Source organism: Kitasatospora sp. GP82 (genome assembly GCF_029892105.1).
Taxonomy (GTDB): domain Bacteria; phylum Actinomycetota; class Actinomycetes; order Streptomycetales; family Streptomycetaceae; genus Kitasatospora.
Genome location: NZ_JARZAJ010000015.1, coordinates 119369 through 141494 on the forward strand (window position 1 = coordinate 119369; position 22126 = coordinate 141494).

Annotated in this window: 19 protein-coding genes and 1 pseudogene; 6 read left to right on the forward strand and 14 right to left on the reverse strand. The window is 72.2% G+C overall.

What is annotated here, in order from left to right:
• Positions 1-32: 32 nt before the first annotated feature.
• The 4 genes from P3T39_RS17915 to P3T39_RS17930 all read right to left on the reverse strand — a co-directional run bounded on the left by P3T39_RS17915 (position 33) and on the right by P3T39_RS17930 (position 4476).
• Entirely contained in the window at positions 33-1415 is a 1383-nt protein-coding gene (locus P3T39_RS17915) for a S8 family serine peptidase (RefSeq protein ID WP_280698769.1), read from the reverse strand.
• Positions 1416-1534: 119 nt separating this feature from the next.
• Positions 1535-2917: a WXG100 family type VII secretion target gene (locus P3T39_RS17920; RefSeq protein ID WP_280698771.1), complete on the reverse strand. Its 1383-nt coding sequence runs from the start codon at positions 2915-2917 to the stop codon at positions 1535-1537.
• Between the two features lie 88 nt (positions 2918-3005).
• A complete protein-coding gene (locus P3T39_RS17925) occupies positions 3006-3500 on the reverse strand; it encodes a hypothetical protein (protein WP_280698773.1) in 495 nt (164 codons plus the stop codon).
• 286 nt (positions 3501-3786) lie between these two features.
• Complete coding sequence (locus tag P3T39_RS17930; RefSeq protein ID WP_280698777.1) at positions 3787-4476, reverse strand: endonuclease V; 690 nt, start codon at positions 4474-4476, stop codon at positions 3787-3789.
• 183 nt (positions 4477-4659) lie between these two features.
• Here P3T39_RS17930 and P3T39_RS17935 point away from each other — a divergent pair, with 183 nt between their 5' ends.
• The 3 genes from P3T39_RS17935 (at position 4660) to P3T39_RS17945 (ending at position 7409) form a co-directional block, all read left to right on the forward strand.
• Positions 4660-5139 carry a hypothetical protein gene (locus tag P3T39_RS17935; RefSeq protein WP_280698779.1) on the forward strand — a complete coding sequence of 160 codons (480 nt, stop codon included), beginning with the start codon at positions 4660-4662 and terminating at the stop codon, positions 5137-5139.
• Positions 5139-6872, forward strand: coding sequence for an alpha/beta hydrolase (locus P3T39_RS17940; protein WP_280698783.1), 1734 nt, complete (start codon positions 5139-5141; stop codon positions 6870-6872). Before P3T39_RS17935 ends, P3T39_RS17940 begins: the two co-directional genes overlap by 1 nt.
• Before the next feature lie 279 nt (positions 6873-7151).
• Positions 7152-7409 (forward strand): hypothetical protein, encoded by a 258-nt coding sequence (locus P3T39_RS17945; RefSeq protein ID WP_280698785.1) that lies wholly within the window; start codon positions 7152-7154, stop codon positions 7407-7409.
• A 146-nt stretch (positions 7410-7555) separates the two neighbouring features.
• Here P3T39_RS17945 and P3T39_RS17950 read toward each other — a convergent pair whose 3' ends face one another.
• A complete protein-coding gene (locus P3T39_RS17950) occupies positions 7556-8266 on the reverse strand; it encodes an RDD family protein (protein WP_280698787.1) in 711 nt (236 codons plus the stop codon).
• Between the two features lie 83 nt (positions 8267-8349).
• Positions 8350-9789, reverse strand: a complete 1440-nt coding sequence (locus P3T39_RS17955; protein WP_280698788.1) for an RDD family protein — start codon at positions 9787-9789, stop codon at positions 8350-8352.
• Between the two features lie 335 nt (positions 9790-10124).
• Here P3T39_RS17955 and P3T39_RS17960 point away from each other — a divergent pair, with 335 nt between their 5' ends.
• Positions 10125-10541 carry an SsgA family sporulation/cell division regulator gene (locus tag P3T39_RS17960; RefSeq protein WP_280698790.1) on the forward strand — a complete coding sequence of 139 codons (417 nt, stop codon included), beginning with the start codon at positions 10125-10127 and terminating at the stop codon, positions 10539-10541.
• Between the two features lie 73 nt (positions 10542-10614).
• Here P3T39_RS17960 and P3T39_RS17965 read toward each other — a convergent pair whose 3' ends face one another.
• The 4 genes from P3T39_RS17965 to P3T39_RS17980 form a co-directional block, all read right to left on the reverse strand.
• On the reverse strand, positions 10615-12027 hold the full coding sequence (locus P3T39_RS17965; RefSeq protein WP_280698792.1) for a glycosyltransferase 87 family protein: 1413 nt from the start codon (positions 12025-12027) through the stop codon (positions 10615-10617).
• Between the two features lie 113 nt (positions 12028-12140).
• Positions 12141-13625, reverse strand: a complete 1485-nt coding sequence (locus P3T39_RS17970; protein WP_280698794.1) for a cellulose binding domain-containing protein — start codon at positions 13623-13625, stop codon at positions 12141-12143.
• A 261-nt stretch (positions 13626-13886) separates the two neighbouring features.
• Entirely contained in the window at positions 13887-15305 is a 1419-nt protein-coding gene (locus P3T39_RS17975) for a HAMP domain-containing sensor histidine kinase (RefSeq protein ID WP_280698918.1), read from the reverse strand.
• A gap of 80 nt (positions 15306-15385) precedes the next feature.
• Complete coding sequence (locus P3T39_RS17980; RefSeq protein WP_280698797.1) at positions 15386-16081, reverse strand: response regulator transcription factor; 696 nt, start codon at positions 16079-16081, stop codon at positions 15386-15388.
• 124 nt (positions 16082-16205) lie between these two features.
• Between P3T39_RS17980 and P3T39_RS17985 the strand changes: the two genes are divergently transcribed.
• Entirely contained in the window at positions 16206-16736 is a 531-nt protein-coding gene (locus P3T39_RS17985; protein WP_280698801.1) for a hypothetical protein, read from the forward strand.
• 59 nt (positions 16737-16795) lie between these two features.
• Here the strand turns inward: P3T39_RS17985 and P3T39_RS17990 are convergent.
• Positions 16796-17263 (reverse strand): annotated as a pseudogene (locus P3T39_RS17990) (VOC family protein); the annotation flags it as partial.
• Positions 17264-17442: 179 nt separating this feature from the next.
• On the opposite strand from P3T39_RS17990, the gene P3T39_RS17995 reads away from it, so the two are divergent.
• A complete protein-coding gene (locus tag P3T39_RS17995) occupies positions 17443-17925 on the forward strand; it encodes an Lrp/AsnC family transcriptional regulator (RefSeq protein WP_280698803.1) in 483 nt (160 codons plus the stop codon).
• A gap of 23 nt (positions 17926-17948) precedes the next feature.
• Here P3T39_RS17995 and P3T39_RS18000 read toward each other — a convergent pair whose 3' ends face one another.
• The 3 genes from P3T39_RS18000 to P3T39_RS18010 all read right to left on the reverse strand — a co-directional run bounded on the left by P3T39_RS18000 (position 17949) and on the right by P3T39_RS18010 (position 22046).
• Positions 17949-18755 carry a S16 family serine protease gene (locus P3T39_RS18000; RefSeq protein WP_280698805.1) on the reverse strand — a complete coding sequence of 269 codons (807 nt, stop codon included), beginning with the start codon at positions 18753-18755 and terminating at the stop codon, positions 17949-17951.
• Positions 18756-18838: 83 nt separating this feature from the next.
• Positions 18839-19489: a helix-turn-helix domain-containing protein gene (locus tag P3T39_RS18005; RefSeq protein WP_280698808.1), complete on the reverse strand. Its 651-nt coding sequence runs from the start codon at positions 19487-19489 to the stop codon at positions 18839-18841.
• Positions 19490-20225: 736 nt separating this feature from the next.
• Positions 20226-22046, reverse strand: a complete 1821-nt coding sequence (locus tag P3T39_RS18010; RefSeq protein WP_280698810.1) for a DEAD/DEAH box helicase — start codon at positions 22044-22046, stop codon at positions 20226-20228.
• Positions 22047-22126: the final 80 nt, after the last annotated feature.

Genomic DNA, 22126 nt, shown 5'->3' on the forward strand with positions numbered 1-22126 from the left:
CATGCGGGGATACTCCGCGGTCCGTGGGCGTGTCAGCGGTACGGATTCTCCGAGGCCGGCGGCGGCGGCTCCGGCTGGTAGTACTGCGGCGGCTGCTGACCCTGCGGCCCCTGCGGATACGGCTGGTACTGCTGCTGCCCGCCCGGAGGCACATACCCCACCGGACCGCCGGGCCCACCGGACCCGGCGGACCCGCCCGGAGCGCCAGGGCCACCAGACCCGCGCCCACCCGAACGGCGGACCACCAGCACCACACCCACGATCACCAGCAGCGCAACAACCCCGATGACCGCATAAACGGCCATCGAGACGCCCCCGCCGTCCTCCTTCTTCAGCGGCGCAGCCTGCTGCTGCCCACTCCCCTTGCCACTCCCGTCACCGGGCGCCGCCGACTGCGACGCCCCACCGTCCCCGCCATCGGGACCCCCCTGCGACTCCACCCGCCCCAACAACGGGTTGTCCTTCGACCCACCGTCAACAGCCGGGTTCGGCGCCAACGCCTTCGAGGGCGACGCAATCCCGTACCCGTAACTGTTGTTCGGCACCTTCGAGCCATCGGGCGGCGCCACCGCCGACTTGATCATCCGATTGATGACCTGCCCCGCCGACAAATCCGGATACTTGGACCGGATCAGCGCCGCGATGGCCGAGACGTAGGCGGTGGCGTCCGAGGTTCCATCGGCCGCACGGTAGTCACTCTCAGATTTATTTCCTGCGGAGTAGATACCCACGCCGGGGGCCGCCAACGTAATCTCTGGCCCGCGGTTCGACTTCTCCCAAATATTTCCCTGCTGATCAACGGCAGCAACGGCTACCACCCCAGGAACAGCCGCAGGGTAATTTACCGGCGTATTATGGTTCCCAAGGTTGCCAGCGCCGCCAACAAGGACAACGTCTTTGTCAATGGCGTACTTTATTGCCGCACGAACTGCAGAATCAGCGCCACCACCGAAAGACATATTGATCACCTTGGCACCGTGATCGACTGCGAATCTCAGCGCCTCGGGGAGCCTGTCCTGCCCACCGTTGATATCACCGGAAGGAGAAATAGCGATACGCACGGGTAGAATCTTCGCCTTAGGTGCCAGGCCGATGATTCCCGCCTGATCGCCATGCCCATGGCCAGCGATCAAGCTAGCCATTCCCGTACCGTGACCAAGCTTGTCAACGGTCCCGTCACCCTGCTCACCCGAAAAATCCATTCCGGGGAGAACCTGACCCGCAAGGTCCTGATGGTCGGCTTCCACACCGCTGTCGATAACAGCAACCACCACGCCGTCGCCCTGGCTGATAGGCCAGACCTTGTTTGCCACATCATACTTCTTGATTGCCCACTGCCCGTCGCGGATATTATCCGCGCTGGCAGGCCCTGCGCTGAGGCCCCAGAGCAGGGCTCCTGCTGCGAGCACGGCCATACCGCGCACCGGTCGGCTGGTCGTCAAGCCTAGTCACCCCACTCGTTGAAGCGGCCGTCCCACAGACATCGCGATCTGCGGGACGGCCGGTCAGGTCCGACTGTCCTACGGGCAGAGAATCATTCCACCACGTTCGGGTTGGCCTTCTCCTCCGACACCCAGGTTTCGGCGTCCTCGACCAGGTAGTCGGGACGCTCGCCGCCCTTCTTCTTGTCCTTCTTGCCGGCCTTCCCGCCCCCGGGCATCCCATGCCCGGCACCGCCGGGGCCCGTCTGACCGGCCTGCGCACGACTCCGGCCGATGCCCGAGCCGCCTTCGGTGAACGAGCGTCGCCCGGCCCCGCCGGATCCGGCCTCGCCCGCCGCCCCGCCCGAACGCTTCCCCAGACCCTGGCCCGGACGAGCACCTCCTGCAGCACCGCCGACGCCACCGTCAGCACCACGCATACCGCCGGCACCGAACGCACCGCCACCGCGAACCGCGCTACCTCCACCCTCAGCACCGAGGGCACTGCGCCCCGAAGCGCCGCGGCCGCCAGATGCACCAGCTTTGGCCCCGCCGGCGAGCCCCCCGCCGCCGAGACCTCCCCCGACCACGCCCGAGAAGCCGCCGCCCCCCGGAATACCGCTGGTGCCGGTGGCACCGCCTCCTCCTCCGGGAGCGAGCGGCCCGCCCCCGACACCCCCCGCCTTCGGCATCGTCACGCCACCGTCGATCCCCGTGCCAGGGCCGACATTTCCGGGGGACGGGGCATGGGGAGCCGGATTGGCCGTACCGCCCCTGATTCCAGGATCGGTCGGCGCAACGGCGACCGGCCTGGGCGACTCCGGGCTGTGACCGGAGCGAGAGCTGGAAGACCGGGGACTGGATTGCGCGTCACCCGTATTGCCAGCCGCTCCAGCAAGTCCCATACCGGCGCCGACAAACAAGCCGCTGATCGCCTCGGCTCCGGAGGAGTCCGGGGGCGGAATATCTGTCGGGTCATCAATTCCAGGTCGCGGTGGCTTCAAATTCGCAGAACCCGCACGGTACTTGGCCGCCAGGGTCTCCATGACGGCGACGGCCTGGGCCTTCTTGGCGTCGGCGACGGTAGTGCGGGTGTCCTCGTTGTCCACGCCTACCGCGGACTTGGCGGTGTCGCTGATGGCGTCGCCGACCTTGTCCAGGAAGTCGGGTTCTTCGGGCATGTCGTGTTTGGCCTGGTCGATCGCCTCGGACATCATCTGGAGCGTGACGGCGGCGTCGTTGGCGTAGGCGGCGACGTTGTTGACGCTGTTGGCCAGCTTGGTCATCTTGCTGTAGAAGGCGTCGCTGGTGGCGCCCTCCCAGGATGATGTGGCGTCGCCCGAGGCGGTGTTGAGGGCGGTACGGATCTGCTTGAGGGTGGCGGCGGCCTTGCGCCAGGGGTCGCTGGCGGACATGACCCCGCCCGAGTCCATGGATTGGACCATGCGGCGCATGTCACCGTGGCTGTAGCCGTTGAAGTTCGTGAAGTCACTCATGCTCGGACGCCTCCCGTCCCCGTGTTGGTCCTCTTCGCCCTGGCAGCGGTGCCGACCGCACGGCTCCCGCTACCCACGACGCCCGTGCCTACCACGTCGGTTGCGGGTCGCCGCTGCCCGCCGGAGCGCTGCCGGCGGGGGCCTTCGGCGAGGGTGCCTGGCCGGAGGTGCCGGTGCGGGAGCCGTAGGCGGCCCGGGTGACGGCCGCCGAGGGGTTGCCGACCGACCAGCCGTCGGAGCCGACCTTGAGGTGGCGGGCGGTTTCGTCCTCCTGCTCCTCGTAGTTGGCGGCGGTGAGGTCGGCCTTGCGCTGGGCCTCGTCAATCGCGTCCTGGAGCGCGTTGAGTACGTCGCGCAGGCCGTCGCGCATTGCCTCGTACTTGTCGTGCAGCGCCTCGGCCTCGGCGAAGCTGCCGAACGCGGCGCGGCCGACACCGCTCTGCCCATGCGTCCGCGTGCCGTCCGCGCTCGTCTGGAACTCGCTCAGCAGACCTCGCACCTGCGTGGCGAAAGCCCGCAGGCCGTCCACCTCGACGCGGTAGCCGGCTCCCGAGCCCCCGCTCGAACCGCTCCCCGTGCTCACGACCTCGTACCTCCCCCGTACCTTCTCTGACTTCCGTACCCTCAGCACCGGCAGTACCCGCAGTACCGGAGGCACCCGCAGTACCGATCGAACTGTCCGTCACCCACCATGACCGGCCGCTGACCCTCATGTCTAACACATGTCAGTGACCGTCAGAACGCCGCCTTGCAACTGGAGCTGCGCCCCCGGCTTCGACCGGCTCGCACAGACCCCGGCAGCACGGCTCCCGCCATCCCCATACCCACGCCTGAGCAGCCGAATTCCACCGATTTCCGTCGCCGTCCCGTCAACAACCCCCCACTGCGGCCGCCAGGGCCCGCCGGCAGAGCGAGTCAGCCCTCCGGGTGGTCTCCGGCAGGCGGTAGGACGGTGCCAACTCCAGTGCCATGTCGACGGCTTCGTCGAGGCAGATGCGGTGTCCGACCGAGACGAAGACGGGCTTCACGCCCGGCCGGGTACGGAGTGCCCGGCCGACCTCTTCTCCGGTGTCCGTGTCGTGCAGCGGCGCCGAGGCCCCGCGTTCGGGGCCCGGCTGCTCGTAGGTGAAGGTGAACGGGGTCTTGGCCACACCCATGGTCCGCAGGCCGCCGAGCACTCCGAGGTGGCTGGCGAGGCCCAGGCGCCGCGGATGGGCGAGGCCGTATCCGTCGCAGACGACGAGGTCGGGGGTGCGGCCCAGGCCGGCCAGGGCTTCCAGCACCGTGGGCAGTTCGCGGAAGGCCAGCAGACCGGGGATGTACGGGAAGCTGATCCGACCGACCGCCGTGGCCTCCTCGACCACCTCCAGGGTCGACCTCTCCAGCAGAACGGCGGCAGCCGCCACCACGTCCCGCTCGTCGTCGTACGCGACGTCGACGCCGGCCACCAGCGAGACCTCGGCGGCCCCGGGCCCGTACGGCTCGACCAGCGCCCGCAGGCGCTCCTGCTCGGCCCTCGCCTCGGCCTCGGTCGCAGGCCAGTCCACGAGCACAGCCACGGTTCGATCCCCCAACGACGACGAGCACACTTCGAGGCTCCACCGTACCGACCGCCCCACCCCTCCCCAACTACCCTGCGTAGCATGGCATGCGGTATCAGTAAGGTTGTGGACGCAGGACCAACCTCACGACCCAGGACGGGAAGGGGAGCGATGCACGCCGCCGGTGGAGCCTCACTTAAGGTGGATCCGTACGGTCTCGCGAAGGTCGGCCGCCATACACAGGAGGTGGCCGCCGCGATGCCCGCCGAGATCGTCCGTATGCAGGGGCCGTCCGAGGAGGCGGTGGGCGGCCTGTCGGGCTGGCGTACGGGCAGGGCGCTGGCCGAGTGCACCGAGTCCTGGGCGGGCTGCCTCCGCGCACTGGCCGCCGAGGTGGACGCCAACGGCGCCAATCTGATCACGACGGCCCAGAACTACGCGGCGGCCGACGCCGCGGCCCACGAGGCCCTGCCCGGACCGTCGTACGGCGCCCCACCGGTGCCGCACAACGGCACCCCGCCCGAGCCCCGCAACGGCACCCCGTCCGCACAGGCCCCGGCGCCGCTCGCACAAGCCCCGGCGCAGGCCCCGGCACCGGCCGCCCGGATCCCCGCCCCGCACGAGCAGCTCGCCGCCCCGCACGAGCAGGCAGCCGTCGGCCTGCGGGGCGGCGGTCACTGATGGTCGACTTCGGCACACTGCACTCGGCCCGTCCCGGCGCCCTCCGCGCCGCCGCCGATGCCTACGACGCGCTCGGCCTGGCGAACGAGGTCCACCACGAGGTAATCAAGGACGCGGTCCGCTGGATCTCCCACGGCGGCAACTGGACCGGCTCGGCCGCCGAGGCCGCGACCACCGCCCTGACCCGCACCAACCGTCGTCTCGACGGCTCGCACACCGCCCTGCAGGGCATGGGCATCCTGCTCCGCAACGCCGCCGAAGCCTTCGAACTCGCCCAGGCCAAGCTCCTTTCGGCCGCGGACGAGGCGGGCCGCGCCGGGTTCACGGTAGGGCCCGACGGGGTCGTCGGCTTTCCGCCACCGCGTGCGGCGGACCGGCACGACCCGGACTACCACGACCACGCCCCCTCCGTCCGAGCCCGTGCACTCACCACCCGGATCAGCGCTGCCATCGCCGAGGCGGACGCCGCCGACCGCCAAGTCGCCGCACTGCTCGACCGGTTGGCGGTGAGCGCACGCGACGGCTTCGCACTCGGCCCGGACGCGGCCGCCACCCGCCTCGACCGCATCCGCAGTCTCGGCCGGAAGCTGACCGACGCCGGCTGGCCGGCCGCCGACGCCACACCCGCGCAGGTGCACGACTGGTGGCAGGGCCTCACGCCGGCCGAGCAGCAGCGGCTGATCACCGACCACCCCGACCTGCTCGGCGGTCTCGACGGCGTCCCGGCCGCCGCCCGCGACCAGGCCAACCGCCTCGTACTGGCACGGCTGCTCGACACCTACCGGAGCCGCCCGCAGCCGCTCTCCCCCGCCGATCAGCGGAAGTTGGACGGCTTCGAGACCATCCAGCGCCGACTGACCGGCGGCTTCCCGGACGGCGGCGGACCCGGCTCCCGGCCGCCGCTCCTGCTCCTGGCCCTCGGCGAACAGGGCCAGGGCCGAGCCGTTCTCAGCTGGGGCGACCCGGACACCGCCCGCCACGTCTCCGCTCTCGTGCCCGGCCTCAACAGCACGCTCGCCGGGATCGGCGCCGGCGACGCCTCCACCGCCCTGCGGGTCCACGCAGCCGCCGCACAGGCGCAGTCGGACGCCGGCGAGGTGCCCAGTACCGCCTCGATCATCTGGCTCGGTTACGACGCACCCCTGTTGGACGGCGCCTCCGTCGCCTCCATGGACCGGGCCGTGGAGGGCGCCGCGGCGTACGACCGCTTCCTGTCCGGTCTGCGCAGCAGCCACCAGGGGCCCGAGCCCGCGCACGTCACCGCGATCGGGCACAGCTACGGCTCGCTGCTGGTCGGTCAGGCCGCCCAGCGGACCAGCCGGCTGTCCGCCGACGACGTCGTCCTGGTCGGCAGCCCGGGGACCGGCGCCGAGCGGGCGTCCCAATTCAGCGTCGGCGCCGACCATGTGTACGTGGGATCGGCCGGCCACGACCCGGTCAGCCATCTGCCCTCGCCGAGGGACCTCGTCGCCACCGGTGTCGGTGCGGTCGTCGTCCCACCGTTCGGCGCCGCGGCCGGGCACCGGGCGGCCGACCCGCACGGCCTGTGGTTCGGGCAGGATCCGGCGAGCGCCGAGTTCGGGGCCAGGTGCTTCGAGGTGGCCGATGGCAGCGTGGAGGACTCCCACGACAGCTACTTCGGCAAGAACGGCAAGGGAGGCCCCTCGCTCCAGAACATCGGCCGGATCGTCGGCGGCCGCGCCGATCGCATCAGCCCGGCACAGGGGCGGTGACGGCAGGTACCCGCCTCCCGGGCGTACCGGTCGGCCGGCTGACGGAGCCTGCCCGGCCGACCGCCCGGGAGCGGCCTCCGACCTGCGCCTCGACGAACGGTCCGATGACGCACCATCACCCCGCAGCACGGCACGGGCGGAGCGTGAGCCCGTGCGCCCCTTCCTGCCCCGCATATGCCGAATTAGGCTGTGCTTACCGGGCTACCGCCATGGGGGGACCATGGGTAGACCTTCTGCACGACCCTCGGAAGCCGGATCTCGCGCGAAGGATCAACCGCCATGCCGCGCCCAACACTTGCCCAGCTCAGCATCGGCACCCTGATCGTCGTCGCCACCACGGTGGCACTGCTCGCCGTGTCCGGCGCGACGGCGGTGTTCGCGGTCGCGGTGCTGGTCGCCTTCGCCGTCACCCTCGGCACACTCGCGACGGCGCTGCTGATGACCGCCTCCCGGCGGCGGCGGCCGGCCCACCCGGCCGCCGCCCAGCGCCCTGCGGATCGGCAGCCTCCCGCACCCGCGCTCGCCCGCCAGCGCTGACCTCCCGCGCCGCCGAGCGGGTGGCGGGGCCGGAGCGGGGCCGAGGGCACGAGCCCGAGACGCGCAGGCCGTGACCACCGGGCTTGGATCCCTCTGGTCACGGCCTGCGGCCACCCTCGGGCGGGGGCGCTCGGACGTGCGATGCGTCAGGCGGTCGAGACGACGACCGTCCTGGCCGCCTTGTCGTGGATGCACTGCCGATACGGCTTGTCGAAGACGCCGAACAGTCCGTCGACGGGCCACCAGAGCAGCCCGCAGCAGAGCAGCGCGGGGGCGACGAAGACGGCCGACCGGATCCACGCGGCGGCACCGGTCGGGCTGCTGCCGTCGCTCAGCATCGCGACCCTGACCTTCATGAGCTTCTTGCCGACGGTCTGGCCGTCACGGCTCAGCATGAGCCCCTCGTAGACCAGGTACATCGCGTACCCGAGCCAGGTCGCGCCGACGAAGCCGTTCTGCTCGCTCAGGTTGCTGAACAGCAGCACGATGGCCGCGGCGATGATCTGGATCCCGATGTAGTCGATCAGCTTGGCGGCGATCCGGTTGGGCCAGCTGCCGAGCGGGGGCATACCGGGCACCGCGCCGGTGCCGGGTTCGGCGCCCGGGCCAGGGGGGTACGGCGAGCCGTACCCGGGCGGCGGGGCGCCGTACTGCGCACCGTAGCTGCCGGGGGTGTCGTACGGGCCGCCCTGCGGAGGCTGGGGCGGAGGTGCACCGTACGGGCCCGCAGCGGGCGGGGGCGGCGGAGGCGTGCCGTACGGATCTGACGGCGTACCCGCCGCCGGGGGCTGCTGCTTGTCGGAGGAGGGCTTGCCGCCCCCCTCCGGCTCCGGGCCTGAGGGGTTCTGGTTGCTCATGGTTCGAGTAGAACATCGGCATTACTACGATGTTGGGATATTTCGCCCGTTTTGGGGGGAGCAACCCGGACGGTGACTCCCCCTCAGCAACGCACCACCCTGGTGCGGGCGGCACGGTCCTGCCAGCCGCACCGCGCCGCGGAGTCGAAGAGCGGCCACAGCAGGCCGATCACCGAGAGCACGGAGAGCTGCCTGACGATCCATCGGGTGAGCGACCAGCCGAACGCCGGCGGCTGGGCGGACGGCTCGGCAGACCCGCCGCTCCGACCGGACGGGGCCGTACGGACCACCCGGACGCCGGCCAGCCGCTTGCCCACGGTCTGGCCCGTCCGGGCGGTCGGGAGCACCTCGTACAGGAGACCCGTCAGGACCAGCAGACCGATCAGCGCACCGGCCTTGCCGAGCACCACCCCGTCCACCAGCCACACGTCCACCGCATGGCCCGTCACCCGGGCGACGAACTTGGCGTGCTGGAGCCTGTCCTGGAGGTGGGCCGTCGCCGAGGAGAGCAGCGGGACTCCTGCGGCGACCGCCACCACGGCGACCACCGCACTGTCGAACAGTCGCGCGAGCAGACGGCGGCCGAGACCGGCCGGACGCGCGACCGGTCGGGGCCGGGTGCGGGCTGCGGTCCTGCGCGGAGCCGCGGCTGCGACTGTGACTGCGGCTGCGGCTGCGGCTCGCGGCTTCGCGGCCGGAGCGGGGCTCTCGGCCACGGCCACGGCAGGAGCAGGAGCAGCTGGCGCGAGAGCACGAGCAGGCGAAGGCACGGAAGCCACAGCAGGAGCGGCCGGTGCAGCCGGTGCGGTCGGTGCAGCCGGTGCGGTCGGTGCAGCCGGTGCGGTCGGCGCAGGAGCAGCAGGCGCGACCGCCGCAGGCGCCTGGACCTCGGCGGCGCCCGCTCCCGCCTGCGGAGCCCCCCAGGAGACCCGGCGCTGCGAGTCCTCCGGCTCCGCCTGCCGGCGGACGGCCGCGGCACCCTGCTCCGGGCCGCGGCCCTGGCCGATCGGCGTCGGCGGCTCGGGTTCGGGCCCGCGCAGCACCGTCGGCGCGGGCACAGCCACGGGCGCAGGCGCGGGCACGGGCGGAGACGCGGGCGCGGGCACTGGAGCCGGCGCGGGCGCGGCCGCCACGGGTTCGACCGTCGAACGCGGTCGCAGCTCCAGCGCGAGTTCGAGTTCCGCCTCCGGCGCCAGGGTGAAGGAGGCGCCGCCCGAGGTCTGGTCGAAGAAGAGCGGCCCGGTCTCGCCGACCGCCCCGGCCGGGGGTGCGGGCGGTACACCGGGGGCAGCCGCCCGAGCGACCGGCGGCGGAACGTACCGCATGGCGGGCGGGGCCTGACGGGCTGCGAAGCGCGGGGGCTCCAGCACCTCCCCGGCCTCGGGCGCGGGCCTGCTGGTGCCCGGCACCCACGCGGTCCCGCCCCAGTAGCGGACGAAACCCGGAACGGAGGGGTCGGGGTAGTAGCCCGGCGTCGGGCCGACGGCGATGTCCGCGCCGCCGACGAAGGGCCGGTCCGTCATGTGGTTCTTCTTTCGTTGCAGCGCCGGGGGGGTACAGCGGAGCGGAGGACTCCGGGGCGAGTCCACCGCGGGGCAGGAAGGAACTGCGGGGCAAAGAAGCTGCGGGCTTCAGCGCATCAGCGCAGGCGGGCTCGGACGAGCCGCCGCAGCGATGCGGCGGACAGTCGTCAGGCAGTCACAAAGGGTAGTACCTCCGGGCGGCGGCGGATGGCAGTTGAGGGAATCCCGGTCCATCCGCAGGCATCCGCCAAAAGTGTGTAAGACCTTCCGCCCGCCGCGCTCTCTCCCGTTGAAGGGGCTCGGAAGCAGCCCCGCAGAGATGAGAGGAACCGGTCATGGACAGGCCTGTCGCCGTCGTCGAGCAGGAGCTCGAACTCAGCCTGGTGCTCTCCCCGGAGCGCAGCATCGCCGTCCCGGCCCGGCTGTCGTACACCAGTCACGACCCGTTCGCCGTCCACATCACCTTCCACCTGGACAGCGGCGCGCCCGTGACCTGGGTGTTCGCCCGTGAGCTGCTGGTCGAGGGCACCTTCAGGCCGTGCGGGCAGGGGGATGTGCGGATCTGGCCGACCCGGTCCGGACGGCACAGCGTGCTGTGCATGGCGCTGACCTCCCCGGCGGGGGACGCGCTGCTGGAGGCGCCGCTGCCCACCGTGGCGGCGTGGCTGGAGCGGGCGCACCGGCTGGTGCCGCCGGGCGCCGAGCTGTCGGCGCTCGACCTGGACGACTCCCTCGCCGAGCTGCTCGCGTGAGCAGCCGAAACCGGTGCGGCAGGATCCGGTGCGACTGGAACCGGTTCGGCGGGTACGGGCGGCCTCCGGGGCCTCAGCGGGCCGCGGGGGCCTGCTGGCGCTCCTCGGGGGCGGCACCCGTCGCCGGGCCCGCCACGCTGTCGGTCCGCTGCCGCGGCAGCCGTACCAGCGGTGCGCCCGCCGCCCGGCGGCGGGAGTGCACCCGCAGCGCGGAGACGGCCAGGAAGCCGAGGCCGACCAGCGGGTAGATCGAGGCGGGCGCCTGGTGCAGTGCCGGCAGGTGCCGGTCCAGCTCGCCCTTGTGCGGCACGATCCACATCGCGAAGGAGAGGAAGGCCAGCAGCGTCGCGCCCAGGATCGGCCGCCAGCGGGCCCGCCGGACGGCTGCCGGACGCGACCGCTCGTGGGCGGCCTCGGCCGCGAGCAGCACCAGCATCGGGACGCACCACACCCAGTGGTGGGTCCAGCTGATCGGCGAGACCAGCACCGCCGTGACGGCGGCGGTGCACACGCCCCACGCCTCGGAGCGGGGCAGCCAGCGGTCGCTGCGGTACGCCCAGGCGGCGGTGGCCAGACCGGCGAGCGCGACCAGTGCGCCGATGAGGGTGGCAAGGGTGCCCGGGTCGGCGGTGTGCATCAGCCGGGCGGCGGCACCGCGTACGGACTGGTTGTCGACGACCTCGGTCCTGCCGACCCGGGAGGAGTCGTAGAGGTACTTGGTCCAGAAGCCGTAGGTGGCGTCGGGAAGGACGAGCGCGCCGATCAGGAAGGTGCCGAGGAAGGCGAAACCGGCCACGAAGGCGGCCCGGACCCGGCCGGTGATCAGCAGATAGACGGCGAACAGGCCGGGGGTGAGCTTGATCCCGGCCGCGATGCCGATGGCGACGCCCTTGCTGCGGCGGCCGTCCGGGCGGGTGAGGTCCCAGAGGATCAGGCAGGCGAGGGCCAGGTTGATCTGCCCGTAGCGAAGGGTGGTGAAGACCGGCTCCAGCCACACCCCGAACCCGGTGACCAGGATGACGCCGATCGGGCGAAGCTCACGGCGCGGCCAGCCCACCAGCCTGAAGGAGAAGTGGGCGAGCAGCCCGAGCAGGACCAGGTTGCCGGTGGTGATGAGGACCCGCAGCAGGCTGACGCCGACGTAGGCGGTCGGCACGAAGAGCATCGCGGCGAACGGCGGGTAGGTCGCGGGCAGGTTCCACTGGGTGACCCGGAGCGCGTACAGGTCCTCGTTGTGGGCGACGGCGGAGCCCTCGGCACGGTAGACGATCATGTCCACCATCGAGGTGCCGGCGAAGTGCCGGACGATCGCGTACGCGAGCAGCGAGAACAGGGCCGCACCGGTGGCGATGGCCAGCGGTCGGCGCGGGGCCTCACGCAGGGCGCGGACGGGGGCGGCGAGGATGCGCCGCCGTTCTGCCGGGGCAGAGCCGTCCTGGCGGGGCCGCCGCTGGGGCACCCTCTGCTGCTCCTGCACCGCTGTCACGTTCCGCTCCGTCCTCGGGTCGACCAGCTAGCGACACTACCTGACGGAGGCGGGGGCGCGGCCGACTCTTGCGGCAGCGCCCCCGGTCCCGAGGTGAGCGGAAGGCAGACGGGTCAGCCGGTGTAAGCGCCGAGGGCCCGGGTGAAGTCCAGCGGCTGCTGGACGATGCTGCTGCAGGTCGCGTCGGCGTACGTCTGGGCGCCGCCCGCGCAGCCCTTGTCGCGGGTGCCGGACCACATGGCGAGCCAGGCCAGGTGCTTGCTCGCGGCGAACCGGGCGAGCTGGTCGGCGTCCGCGACCGTGAAGACCTCGGTGGCGACGTCGTTGACGCCGATCATCGGGGTGACCGCCACCTTCGCCCAGGCGTCGCCGTCGCCGAGGCCGAGCACGCTCTTCAGCTGGGCCTGGGTGGCGGTGGCGGCGTCAATGGCGTACTTGCCCATCCGGCCGTTCGGGTTGGGGGCGACACCGTCGCCGAAGTCCATCGCCATGATGTTGACGGCGCCGATCGCGACGCCGTTGCTCCTGGCGTCGGCGACCAGGTTGATGCCGTCCTGGGTGAGACCGCTGGGCAGGACGGGCAGGGTGAAGGAGACGTCCAGGGTGCGGCCCTTGGCGGCGGCGGTCCGCTGGAGCTGCGCGACGGCCTGGGCGCGGCGGGTGTTGGCGGCGGTGTCGCCGAGCGCGCCGCCCTCGATGTCGAAGTCCAGCTCGGTGAGGCCGTAGGCGTCCACGGCCTTCTGGTACGCGGCGGCCAGCTCGGCCGCCGAGGAGCAGACGGTGGCGAGCTCACTGCCGTTGGCACCGCCGAGGGAGACCCGGACGTCGCCGCCGACCGCGCGCAGCGCACCGATCTGCGCCGCGACGGCGTCACCGGACAGGTCGCTGACCCCGCCCCACTTGGGGGTGCAGCCGCCGCCGGACACGACGAAGGCGAGGTTGAAGTTCTTCACACCGGTCGCCTTCGCGGTGGCGACCAGGTCGTACGGCGGGTAGAGCGAGGTGTCCACGTACGGGGAGAAACGCGCGCCGCTGACCGGGGCGGCGGTCGGCGAGGTGCTCGGGGTCGGCTTCGCGGTGGTCGCGGTGGCGCTCGGGGTGGGCGGCTGAGCCGTCGGGGAGCTGGTCGCCGGGGTGCTGGCCGTCGGGGTCGGCGTGGCGGTGGTCGGGCGACCGGAGGGGACGGGGGTCGGCCCGGTGCCCGCCGTGCACGAGGCGTTGTCGATCAGGCAGTTGCCCGGCTCGGCCTGCGCCGCACCGGAGCCCTGGACGACAAAGCCCACCTCGACCGTCCTACCCGGCTCGATCCGCCGGCTCCACGACTGCGGCTTGACGGTGATGTGCTGCCCGGCGGCGGTGAAGGTGGCGTTCCAGAGCGAGTCGATCTTCGCGCCGGACGGCAGGTCGAAGCTCAACGTCCAGTCCTCGATCGCCTTCCCGCCCGGGTTGGTCACCAGGTACTGCCCGGTGTAGCCGTTCTCCCAGGTGCTGCTCCTGCTGTAGGCGGCACCGACCGAGGCGGCGCTGGCGGAGGAGGCGAGCACCACCGCGCCGCCCGCGACGACGGCGGCGGCGAGCGCCGACGCCCCGACGACCATTCCCTTCCGGCTGCGCCGGTGGCTTCCTGAACGTCGACTGCGCTGGGGCGTCATGGTCTGCGTACCTCCACGAGAAGACCGGTCGAACGGGGCTCGGGCCCCGACCCCGCAGACGCTAGCGGCGCCTCGGGGGCCGATCGGCCCACCTCAGCGAGCCCAACGCCTCCGTTAGGACGCCCTTAAGGAAGAGGTCCGGCAACAGCGGCCGGCCAGGCAGTACCTCAACGGGCGCGGTTGTCCGCACAGGGAACTGACGTACCGTCAAATCCGGCGCCGTGCGGTGCCCCGCCGGCGGGTGGCGCGGGGCGCGGTGCCGTCGGGGTGGCTCTGCAGGCGGAGGCGGAGTTCGGCGCCGCCGAGCACGGCGGAGCGGCCGAGCGCGAGGTCCCCGCCGGTGGCCTCGGCGAGCTTGCGGACGATGTCGAGGCCGAGCCCGGTGGAGCCCTCGCCGCCCTGGCCCTCACCGCGTCGCAGGGCTGCAACGGGGTCGGCGAAGCCCGGTCCCGCGTCCCCGACCAGCACGATGACGCCGGTTCCGGTCACCAGGACGTCCACCGAGAAGGCGGTACCCACGGCGGTGTGCCGGAAGACGTTGCCGAGCAGTGCGTCCACGGCGGCGGCGAGGTCGCCCCGCTGGACGGACACCGGTGCGGGCCCCTCGGCGCCCGCCAGTTGCCAGCGGCGGCCTTCGTCCTCGGCCAGCGCCGACCAGAAGCCGACCCGTTCGCGGATCACCTCCGCCGCGTCGCAGCCGAGCGCGACCTGCGGTGCGTCGTCGGGTGCGCGTCGCGCCGAGCGGATGATCTGGTCGACCTCGCGCTCCAGTTGGGCCACCGCGTGCCGGGTGGCGTCCGCGGCGTCGCCCTCGCCGAGGCCTGCGGCGTTGAGCCGGAGCACGGTGAGCGGGGTGCGCAGCCGGTGGGAGAGGTCTGCGGCGAGTTCGCGTTCGGCGGCGAGCAGATGGACGACCCGGTCCGCCATGGAGTTGAAGGCGTGGGCGGCCTCGCGCAGTTCCTCGGGGGCGCCCTCGGCCTGCCGTCCCTCGACCGGGACGCGGACGGCGAGGTTACCGCCGCCGAGGGAGCGGGCGGCCCCGGCCAGGCGGCGGGCGGAGGCGACGATCCTGGCACCCATCCGGTCGGCGACCAGCACGGAGATCACCACCAGGGCGAGAGCGACCAGGGAGAGCACCAGCCAGGCCGTGTCGACGCCCCGGGTGAGGTCGCCGTCGGCGACGTACACCTCGACCACGGCGACCCGTCCGCCCTCGACCGCGACGGCCTGCAACAGTGCGAAGCCGCCGGGGACATGGGCGGTGAAGGAGCGGGCGGGGGCTCCGCCCGAGGCGCCGTCCGCAGGACTCGTCCGGCCGGCGGCGGTGGAGACGTCGACTTCGTCGGCCCGTCCGGTGCCGACCACGGTGTCAGGACCGGTCGCGGTGGGCAGGTGGACGGCCACCCGCTCCCGGGCCCCGGCGTCGGTACTGGCCAGAGCGCGGGTGATGGCGTCCCGGTCGGTGGTGATGGCCAGGGCGGGCGCGAGGGCGGCGGCCTGCCGTTCGGCGGAGGTGAAGGCCCGGTCCCTGGCGGTCTGCTGGACCATCAGCCCGAGCGGGATCAGGAAGGCGAGCGCCACCATGGTGGTTCCGGCGACGGCTGCCTTGATCAGCGCCCAGCGCAGCGAGTGCCTTCCGCGCCCAGCGGCCCCGGACGCACCGGCGGCGCTGGACACGGGGGAGGGACTGCGGGAGCTCACCCGCGTCATGTGGGATCGCCCGACGGCGCCTCCAACCGGACGCCGACGCCGCGTACGGTGTGCAGATAGCGCGGCTTCGACGCGGTCTCACCGAGCTTGCGGCGCAGCCAGGAGAGGTGGACGTCGATGGTCTGGTCGCCGCCGTAGGTCTGGCGCCAGACCTCCGCCAGGATCTCCCTGCGCGGGACGACCACGCCGGGCCTGGCGGCGAGGAAGGCGAGCAGGTCGAACTCTCGGCGGGTGAGGTCGAGTGCCCGCCCGTCCAGGACGGCTTCGCGGCGCTGGGCGTCGATGGCCAGTCCGCCGACCCGCAGGATCTGTGCGACGGGTGCGCTGCCGCCGCCGAACCGGCGCAGCACGGCGGTCATCCTGGCTGTCAGATGCTCCACGGAGAACGGTTTGACGAGGTAGTCGTCGGCGCCGTCGTTGAGCAGCCGGACGATCTCCGCCTCGTCGTCGCGGGCGGTGGAGATGATGACCGGCACATTGGTGAGCCCGCGGATCATCTTGAGGGCCTCGCCGCCGTCCAGGTCGGGCAGTCCGAGGTCGAGGATGACCAGGTCGCAGCCGACCTGGGCGACCTCGCGAAGTGCCTCCAGCGCGGTGCCGACACTGCGAACGGCATGGCCCGACTCGGCCAGGTGCCGTATGAGGGCGGAGCGTACGAAGGGGTCGTCCTCGACCACGAGCACTGTTGCCATGGGGCTGCACGGTACGCCATCCGTGTGGCGTGGTCTGTACCTCAGGGGCAGGGCAGGACGGTCCCTGCCGACTTCCAGGGGTGCTGACCTGCCGATAGCCGGGATGCGGCAGGATGTGCTCGCGATGCGGAACGGACTGGTGCAACTCGCCGCCTGGGTGGCGGCCACCTCGGCGGCGGTGGCGCTGTCCTGGCTCGGTGTGCACGCGGTGCTGACGGACGCCGCCTTCGAGCAGCCCCGGGCCGTCCCGCTGCCGTCCCCCGGCGGGCGGGTCTCTGACGGTCCGTCGGCGCAGCAGGCGGCGTCGGCCGCCTCGGCCGGCTCTCCCGCCGCCTCGCCCACCGTGTCCGAAACCGCGTCGGCGTCGCCCTCCGCGTCGGCCCCGCCGTCCCCGTCGGCCGGCCGGTCGACCGCCCAGGGCAGCGCGGCGGACGCCTCGGTGCGCAGCGTCCTGGTCCCGGGCGGGCGGGTGGCTCTGAGCATGGAACCGGACCGGGCCGACCTGGTCTCGGCGGCGCCCGACCCCGGCTGGCAGATGCAGGTGTGGCACGGCGAGGGCTGGCTGCGGGTGGACTTCTCCCAGGGCAGCAAGGCCAATTCGGTGTTCGCCACCTGGAACGGGCATCCGCCGGACGTCCAGAGCGTGGTGCGCTGACCGGCTCCCCGTCAGGCGTACACCGAGCAGCGCGGTGGCAGGACGGCGTTCGGCGGCGGGACGTAGCCGGGCAGGAAGAGGCCCGCGTAGCCGGTGCGTTCGACCAGGACGTGCCGGGCGGGCCCGTCACCGCCGATGGTGGCGAGCACCACCGTGCCGTACCGGTCGCTGAGTTCGTACGGCTCGGTGACGGGGGTGGCGCCCCGGTCGACGGCGTAGTCGTAGACGGCGTAGGCGTCGGGCACCTCGATGACCAGGTCCAGGACGGTGTCGCCGTGGGCGGCGACGTGTTCGGCGATGCGCCGGGCGTGCTCGGAGCACGGCCGGATCGCGGAGGTGACGACGAAGCGGGCGGTGCCGGACTCCAGGACGTAGGAGACGGTCTCCGGGTTGCCGGTCTCGGGCCCGGAGTACGCGGTACATCGCATGGCCAGCGCGACGCAGTAGTAGTGGGCCGTCCTGCGGGCGTCGCCGACGGCGAGGACGACGGCGTCGGTGCGCCGGGCGGGGACGAAGATGTCGGTCAAGAGCGCCTCCCCGGTCGTCCCGTGGCACGGTGTGGGGGCCCGCGCCACGAGGCTGTGCAGGGAGCGTGGCGCCCGCCACACCGATGCGCAACTGTTCCGGTTCATCCTGGGCAAGCTGCGTGACGGGGCCGGAAAATAGCAGTCTCTGCTGGACAGATTGCCCATCGGACGGAGCCGCCGTGCACTCCCCCAACGACGCCATCGACGCGCTCGACGGAAAGTTGATCAGACTACTCAGCGAGGAGCCGAGAATCGGGGTGCTGGAGTGCTCGCGCCGGCTCCAGGTGGCGCGCGGCACCGTACAGGCCCGCCTCGACCGGCTGCAGGCGCGCGGGGTGATCGGCGGCTTCGGGCCGCAGGTGGACCCGGCCGCGCTGGGGTATCCGGTGACGGCCTTCGCCACCCTGGAGATCTCGCAGGGCCAGGGGGCGGACGTACGGGCTCATCTGTCCTCGGTGCCCGAGGTACTGGAGCTGCACACCATCACCGGGCAGGGGGACATGCTGGTGCGGATCGTGGCGAGGTCCAACGGCGATCTCCAGCGGGTGATCGACCGGGTGGTGGGCTTCGAGGGGATCGTCCGGGCGTCCACGGCGATCGCGTTGGAGAACCCCGTCCCGTACCGGGTCCTGCCCCTGGTGGAGCAGGCCGCCCGGGAGTAGGGGCGCGCCGTCCGGCCCGCCGCTCAGCAGCTGGGTACGGAGCCGCCGGCCTTCAGCGCGTCCAGCGCGGCGACCGCGTCGGAGAGCGTCCTGACCGGGACCAGCCGCAGACCGGCCGGGGTGTTCACCTTGGCGTCCGAGCACTCGGCCTGGGGCAGCAGGAAGACCGTCGCGCCATCCCTGGCCGCGGCCTGGGTCTTCAGCGGGACACCGCCGACCGCGCCCACATTGCCCTGCTCGTCGATGGTGCCGGTGCCCGCGATCACCTTGCCGCCGGACAGGTCGCCGCCCTTGCCGTCACCGGCCAGCTTGTCGATGATCCCGAGCGCGAGCAGCTGACCCGCGCTCGGGCCGCCGATGTCGCCCAGGTCCACCTGCACCTTGACCTTCTCCGGCGACAGGTTCAGGTACTTCAGGGCCGCGACGGTGGCGCTGTCCTGGGACTGGGTCATCTCGTGCCGGGTCTCCTGCTCCGCCTTGGCCGGGTCCTTCTGCGGGTAGACCGCCTCGGACGGCAGTACGGCCTCGTCCTGGTCCACCCAGGAGCGGAGCGCCGTCCAGAGGCTGATCCTCTCGCCGGGGCTGGTCGCCGAGATGGTGACCATCCGCAGCTGGCCGTCGGTCTGCCGGGTCGGCGCACCGGTGACGGTGAGCACCGGCCTGCCCTCGTACGCACCGAGGACGTCCGACGTGGAGCCCGGCATCGTCCGGGTGTACGGCAGCGGCGCGAAGGCCGCCACCCCCAGCAGCGCGCCGACCAGCACGCCGCAGAGGGTGAGGGCGCGGGTCTTCGGAGCGGTCAGGGCTGCGGGCAGCTTCGCATCGGGCACACGGGCATCCAAACACACCGACCGAGGTGCGAGCGGCAAGGGGTAACCCATCAGGGGCGCACCGTGACCGTCGATGGACGCGCCTACCGCAGCGCGTCCGCCACCTCGGTCGCCGCCTCCATCACGCGCGGGCCGACCCGCTCGGGCACCAGGCCGCTCAGCATCACCACACCGACGCTGCCCTCTATCCCGCTCAGCCCCACCAGTGCGGCCGCCGCCCCGCTGGCGCCGGACTGCTCCTCCGCCTGGGCGATGACGAATCCGGCCTCCGGACGGCGTTGGCCCGGCAGGGTACGCGCCTGGAGGATGGCCTGCCCTGCCGCGCTCTCGGTCAGCGGGTGGCGCAGCCCCGTCCGGTAGGCGACATGGAAGTCCGTCCAGCTGGGCTCGACCACCGCGACGGCCAACGCCTCGTTTCCGTCCACCAGGGTGAGGTGGGCGGTGGCGCCGAGGTCCTCGGCCAGGCTGCGCAGCGCCGGGAGGGCGGCCTCCCGCAGCAGCGGATGGACCCGGTGGGCGAGTCTGAGCACGCCGAGGCCGACCCTGGCCCGGCCGCCGATGTCCCGGCGCACCAGACCGTGCAGTTCCAGGGTCGCCAGCAGCCGGTAGACCACGGTTCTGTTGACCGCGAGTCTGGCGGCCAGCTCGGTGACGGTCAGCCCTCGCTCGGAGTCGGCGAGCAGCTTGAGGACCCGGACACCGCGGTCCAGTGTCTGGGAGGTCTCGGCAGTCACGACGCACACATTCCTTTCTGCGGCACTCACCGATGCCCTCCGGGCATGCCGGGGCCAGGCGGGGTGCCGGGGGTGGGGGTGGGGTGGTGCGCAGGAATGGGTGTCCGCGCTTGAGCGGTGCGTCGGCGTCATCGACGAGCGCACAGCCGTGCGGTGCCCGTCTCGGGTGGGTGGACCGTCGAGCGAGTGTGGGGCAGAACGTAATGAAGGAGGGACCTATGACGGAAGAGCCTGTCCAAAATTCGGGAAGGAAATTGGGTATCCCGCCCTTCAGAACGGGATGAACCGGGGCAATTCCCTATGCCTTAATCGACCACCAGTTCGTATCGTTTTCGTACTCCGGACAGGCCCCCGGGGCGTCAGCCACCCTGAACAGTCCCTCCCGCAGCGCCACCGCCACCGCCGCACCCCGGCTCTCGACGCCCAACTTGGCGCAGACGGCCGGTCGAAGGCCCCGCCGAAAAACCGGCCAACCGGAAAACCGCGACCGACGGGGGGACGATATGCGCTTTCGCGATCAGCCCGGAAGACCCCCTTCCGCCCGGGCCGCAGGACTGGCGGGACCTGCACACCCTGCTCGTCGTGACTCCTCGGTCTCCTTGAGCTGCGCGGACTGCATCCCGTACTTCACAGTCGGCCCTTCGGGGCCCGGTTCAGCCCGGAGCAGCTGGACCGTGGACTGGAGCGACTGCTCCGGTCCACGGCCACCGAAGGCTCAGCCACGCGACCACCCCGGCTACTTGGCCCACTCCCGGATCTTCGCGATCCGGCCCTTCAGCTGGTTCGCCGTGGCCTGTGCGGTCAACGGCCCCCCGCACTGGCGGCGCAGCTCGTTGTGGATGGTGCCGTGCGGCTGGTTGGTGCGGTGGTGCCAGGCGGCGACCAGGGCGTTCAGCTCCTTGCGCAGCTCGCGCAGTTCCTGATGGGTCACCACCGGGCGGTCCTCGGCTGGGAGTTCCAGCAGGTCGGCCTCCTCGGCGGGCTTGGCCTTGCTGCGCTGGATCTGCCGGTGCTGGCGCTTCTGCAGCAGCATCTGCACCTGGTCGGGCTCCAGCAGGCCGGGGATGCCGAGGTAGTCCTCCTCCTCCTCGCTGCCGGGGTGCGCCTGCATGCCGAATTCCATGGCGTTGTAGAGCACCCGGTCGAAGACCGCGTCCGAGCCCAGCGCCTCGTAGGAGAACTCGTCGCCACCCGCCGTGTCAGGGCCGTCGTTGGCCTTCTCGGCCTCGGCGAGCAGGCGGTCCTCCTCGTCGAAGAGGCCCTCGCCCTCCTTCTTCGGCCGGTCGAGGACGTGGTCGCGCTGGAGCTCCATCTCGTTGGCGAAGCCGAGCAGCATCGGCACGGTCGGCAGGAAGACCGAGGCGGTCTCGCCGCGCTTGCGGGCACGCACGAAGCGGCCCACGGCCTGCGCGAAGAACAGCGGGGTGGAGATCGAGGTGGCGTACACCCCGACGCACAGGCGGGGCACGTCGACGCCTTCGGACACCATGCGGACCGCGACCATCCAGCGGGAGTCGCCCGCCGCGTAGTCGGAGATCCGCTTGGACGCCTCGGCCTCGTCGGAGAGGACGAGGGTCACCTTCTCGCCGGTGATCTCACGCAGCATCTTGGCGTAGGCGCGGGCCACGTTCTGGTCGGTGGCGATCACCAGGCCGCCGGCGTCGGGGATCGCCTTGCGGACCTCGGTGAGCCGCCGGTCGGCGGCGCTGAGCACATTGGGGATCCACTCGCCCTGCGGGGCCAGCGCGGTACGCCAGGCCTGGGCGATCAGGTCCTTGGTCATCGGCTCGCCGAGGCGGGCCTCCAGCTCGTCCCCGGCCTTGGTGCGCCAGCGCATGTTGCCGCTGTACGAGAGGAAGATCACCGGGCGGACGACATGGTCGGCGAGCGCGTGCCCGTAGCCGTAGGTGTAGTCGGCGACCGACTTGCGGATGCCGTCGCCGCCCGCCTCGTACTGGACGAAGGGGATCGGATTGGTGTCGGAGCGGAACGGCGTACCGGTCAGCGCCAGACGGCGGGCGGCGGGCTCGAAAGCCTCGAAGCAGGCTTCGCCCCAGGACTTGGAGTCACCGGCGTGGTGGATCTCATCCATGATGACGAGGGTCTTGCGGGCCTCGGTCCTGTTGCGGTGCAGCATCGGATTGACGCCCACACCGGCATAGGTGACCACGATGCCGTCGTACTCCTTGGAGAGCGGGCCCGAGGAGTACGCCGGATCCAGCTTGATGCCTATCCGGGCGGCTGCCTCGGCCCACTGCTTCTTCAGGTGCTCGGTCGGAGCGACGACGGTGACCTGCTGCACCAGATGGTTGTGCAGCAGGTACGAGGCCAGGGTGAGCGCGAAGGTGGTCTTGCCTGCGCCCGGGGTCGCGACGGCGAGGAAGTCGCGGGGCTGCTTCTCGATGTACTTGTCCAGCGCACCCTGCTGCCAGGCCCGGAGCTTGCCGGCGGTGCCCCAGGGGGCACGGCCGGGGAAGGCCGGGGACAGGTGGTGCGAGGGAGCTGCGGCTGACCGGGCGACGCTGTGCGATTCGGCGTCCGAGAACAGCGGGGCCATGGCTGAAGCGGCGGCAGTACTCACGGTCTCCGGAGGGGGGATCGTCGCAGGTCAGGGCCATCATTGCGGCCCCGCCCCGC

What these genes read in the sequence shown, in the direction of transcription:
- P3T39_RS17915 (WP_280698769.1), bottom strand. Translation starts at nt 1,415, where the DNA reads ATGGCCGTGCTCGCAGCAGGAGCCCTGCTCTGGGGCCTCAGCGCAGGG.
- P3T39_RS17920 (WP_280698771.1), bottom strand. Translation starts at nt 2,917, where the DNA reads ATGAGTGACTTCACGAACTTCAACGGCTACAGCCACGGTGACATGCGC.
- P3T39_RS17940 (WP_280698783.1), top strand. Translation starts at nt 5,139, where the DNA reads ATGGTCGACTTCGGCACACTGCACTCGGCCCGTCCCGGCGCCCTCCGC.
- P3T39_RS17945 (WP_280698785.1), top strand. Translation starts at nt 7,152, where the DNA reads ATGCCGCGCCCAACACTTGCCCAGCTCAGCATCGGCACCCTGATCGTC.
- P3T39_RS17950 (WP_280698787.1), bottom strand. Translation starts at nt 8,266, where the DNA reads ATGAGCAACCAGAACCCCTCAGGCCCGGAGCCGGAGGGGGGCGGCAAG.
- P3T39_RS17955 (WP_280698788.1), bottom strand. Translation starts at nt 9,789, where the DNA reads ATGACGGACCGGCCCTTCGTCGGCGGCGCGGACATCGCCGTCGGCCCG.
- P3T39_RS17960 (WP_280698790.1), top strand. Translation starts at nt 10,125, where the DNA reads ATGGACAGGCCTGTCGCCGTCGTCGAGCAGGAGCTCGAACTCAGCCTG.
- P3T39_RS17970 (WP_280698794.1), bottom strand. Translation starts at nt 13,625, where the DNA reads ATGGTCGTCGGGGCGTCGGCGCTCGCCGCCGCCGTCGTCGCGGGCGGC.
- P3T39_RS17980 (WP_280698797.1), bottom strand. Translation starts at nt 16,081, where the DNA reads ATGGCAACAGTGCTCGTGGTCGAGGACGACCCCTTCGTACGCTCCGCC.
- P3T39_RS17985 (WP_280698801.1), top strand. Translation starts at nt 16,206, where the DNA reads ATGCGGAACGGACTGGTGCAACTCGCCGCCTGGGTGGCGGCCACCTCG.
- P3T39_RS18010 (WP_280698810.1), bottom strand. Translation starts at nt 22,046, where the DNA reads ATGGCCCCGCTGTTCTCGGACGCCGAATCGCACAGCGTCGCCCGGTCA.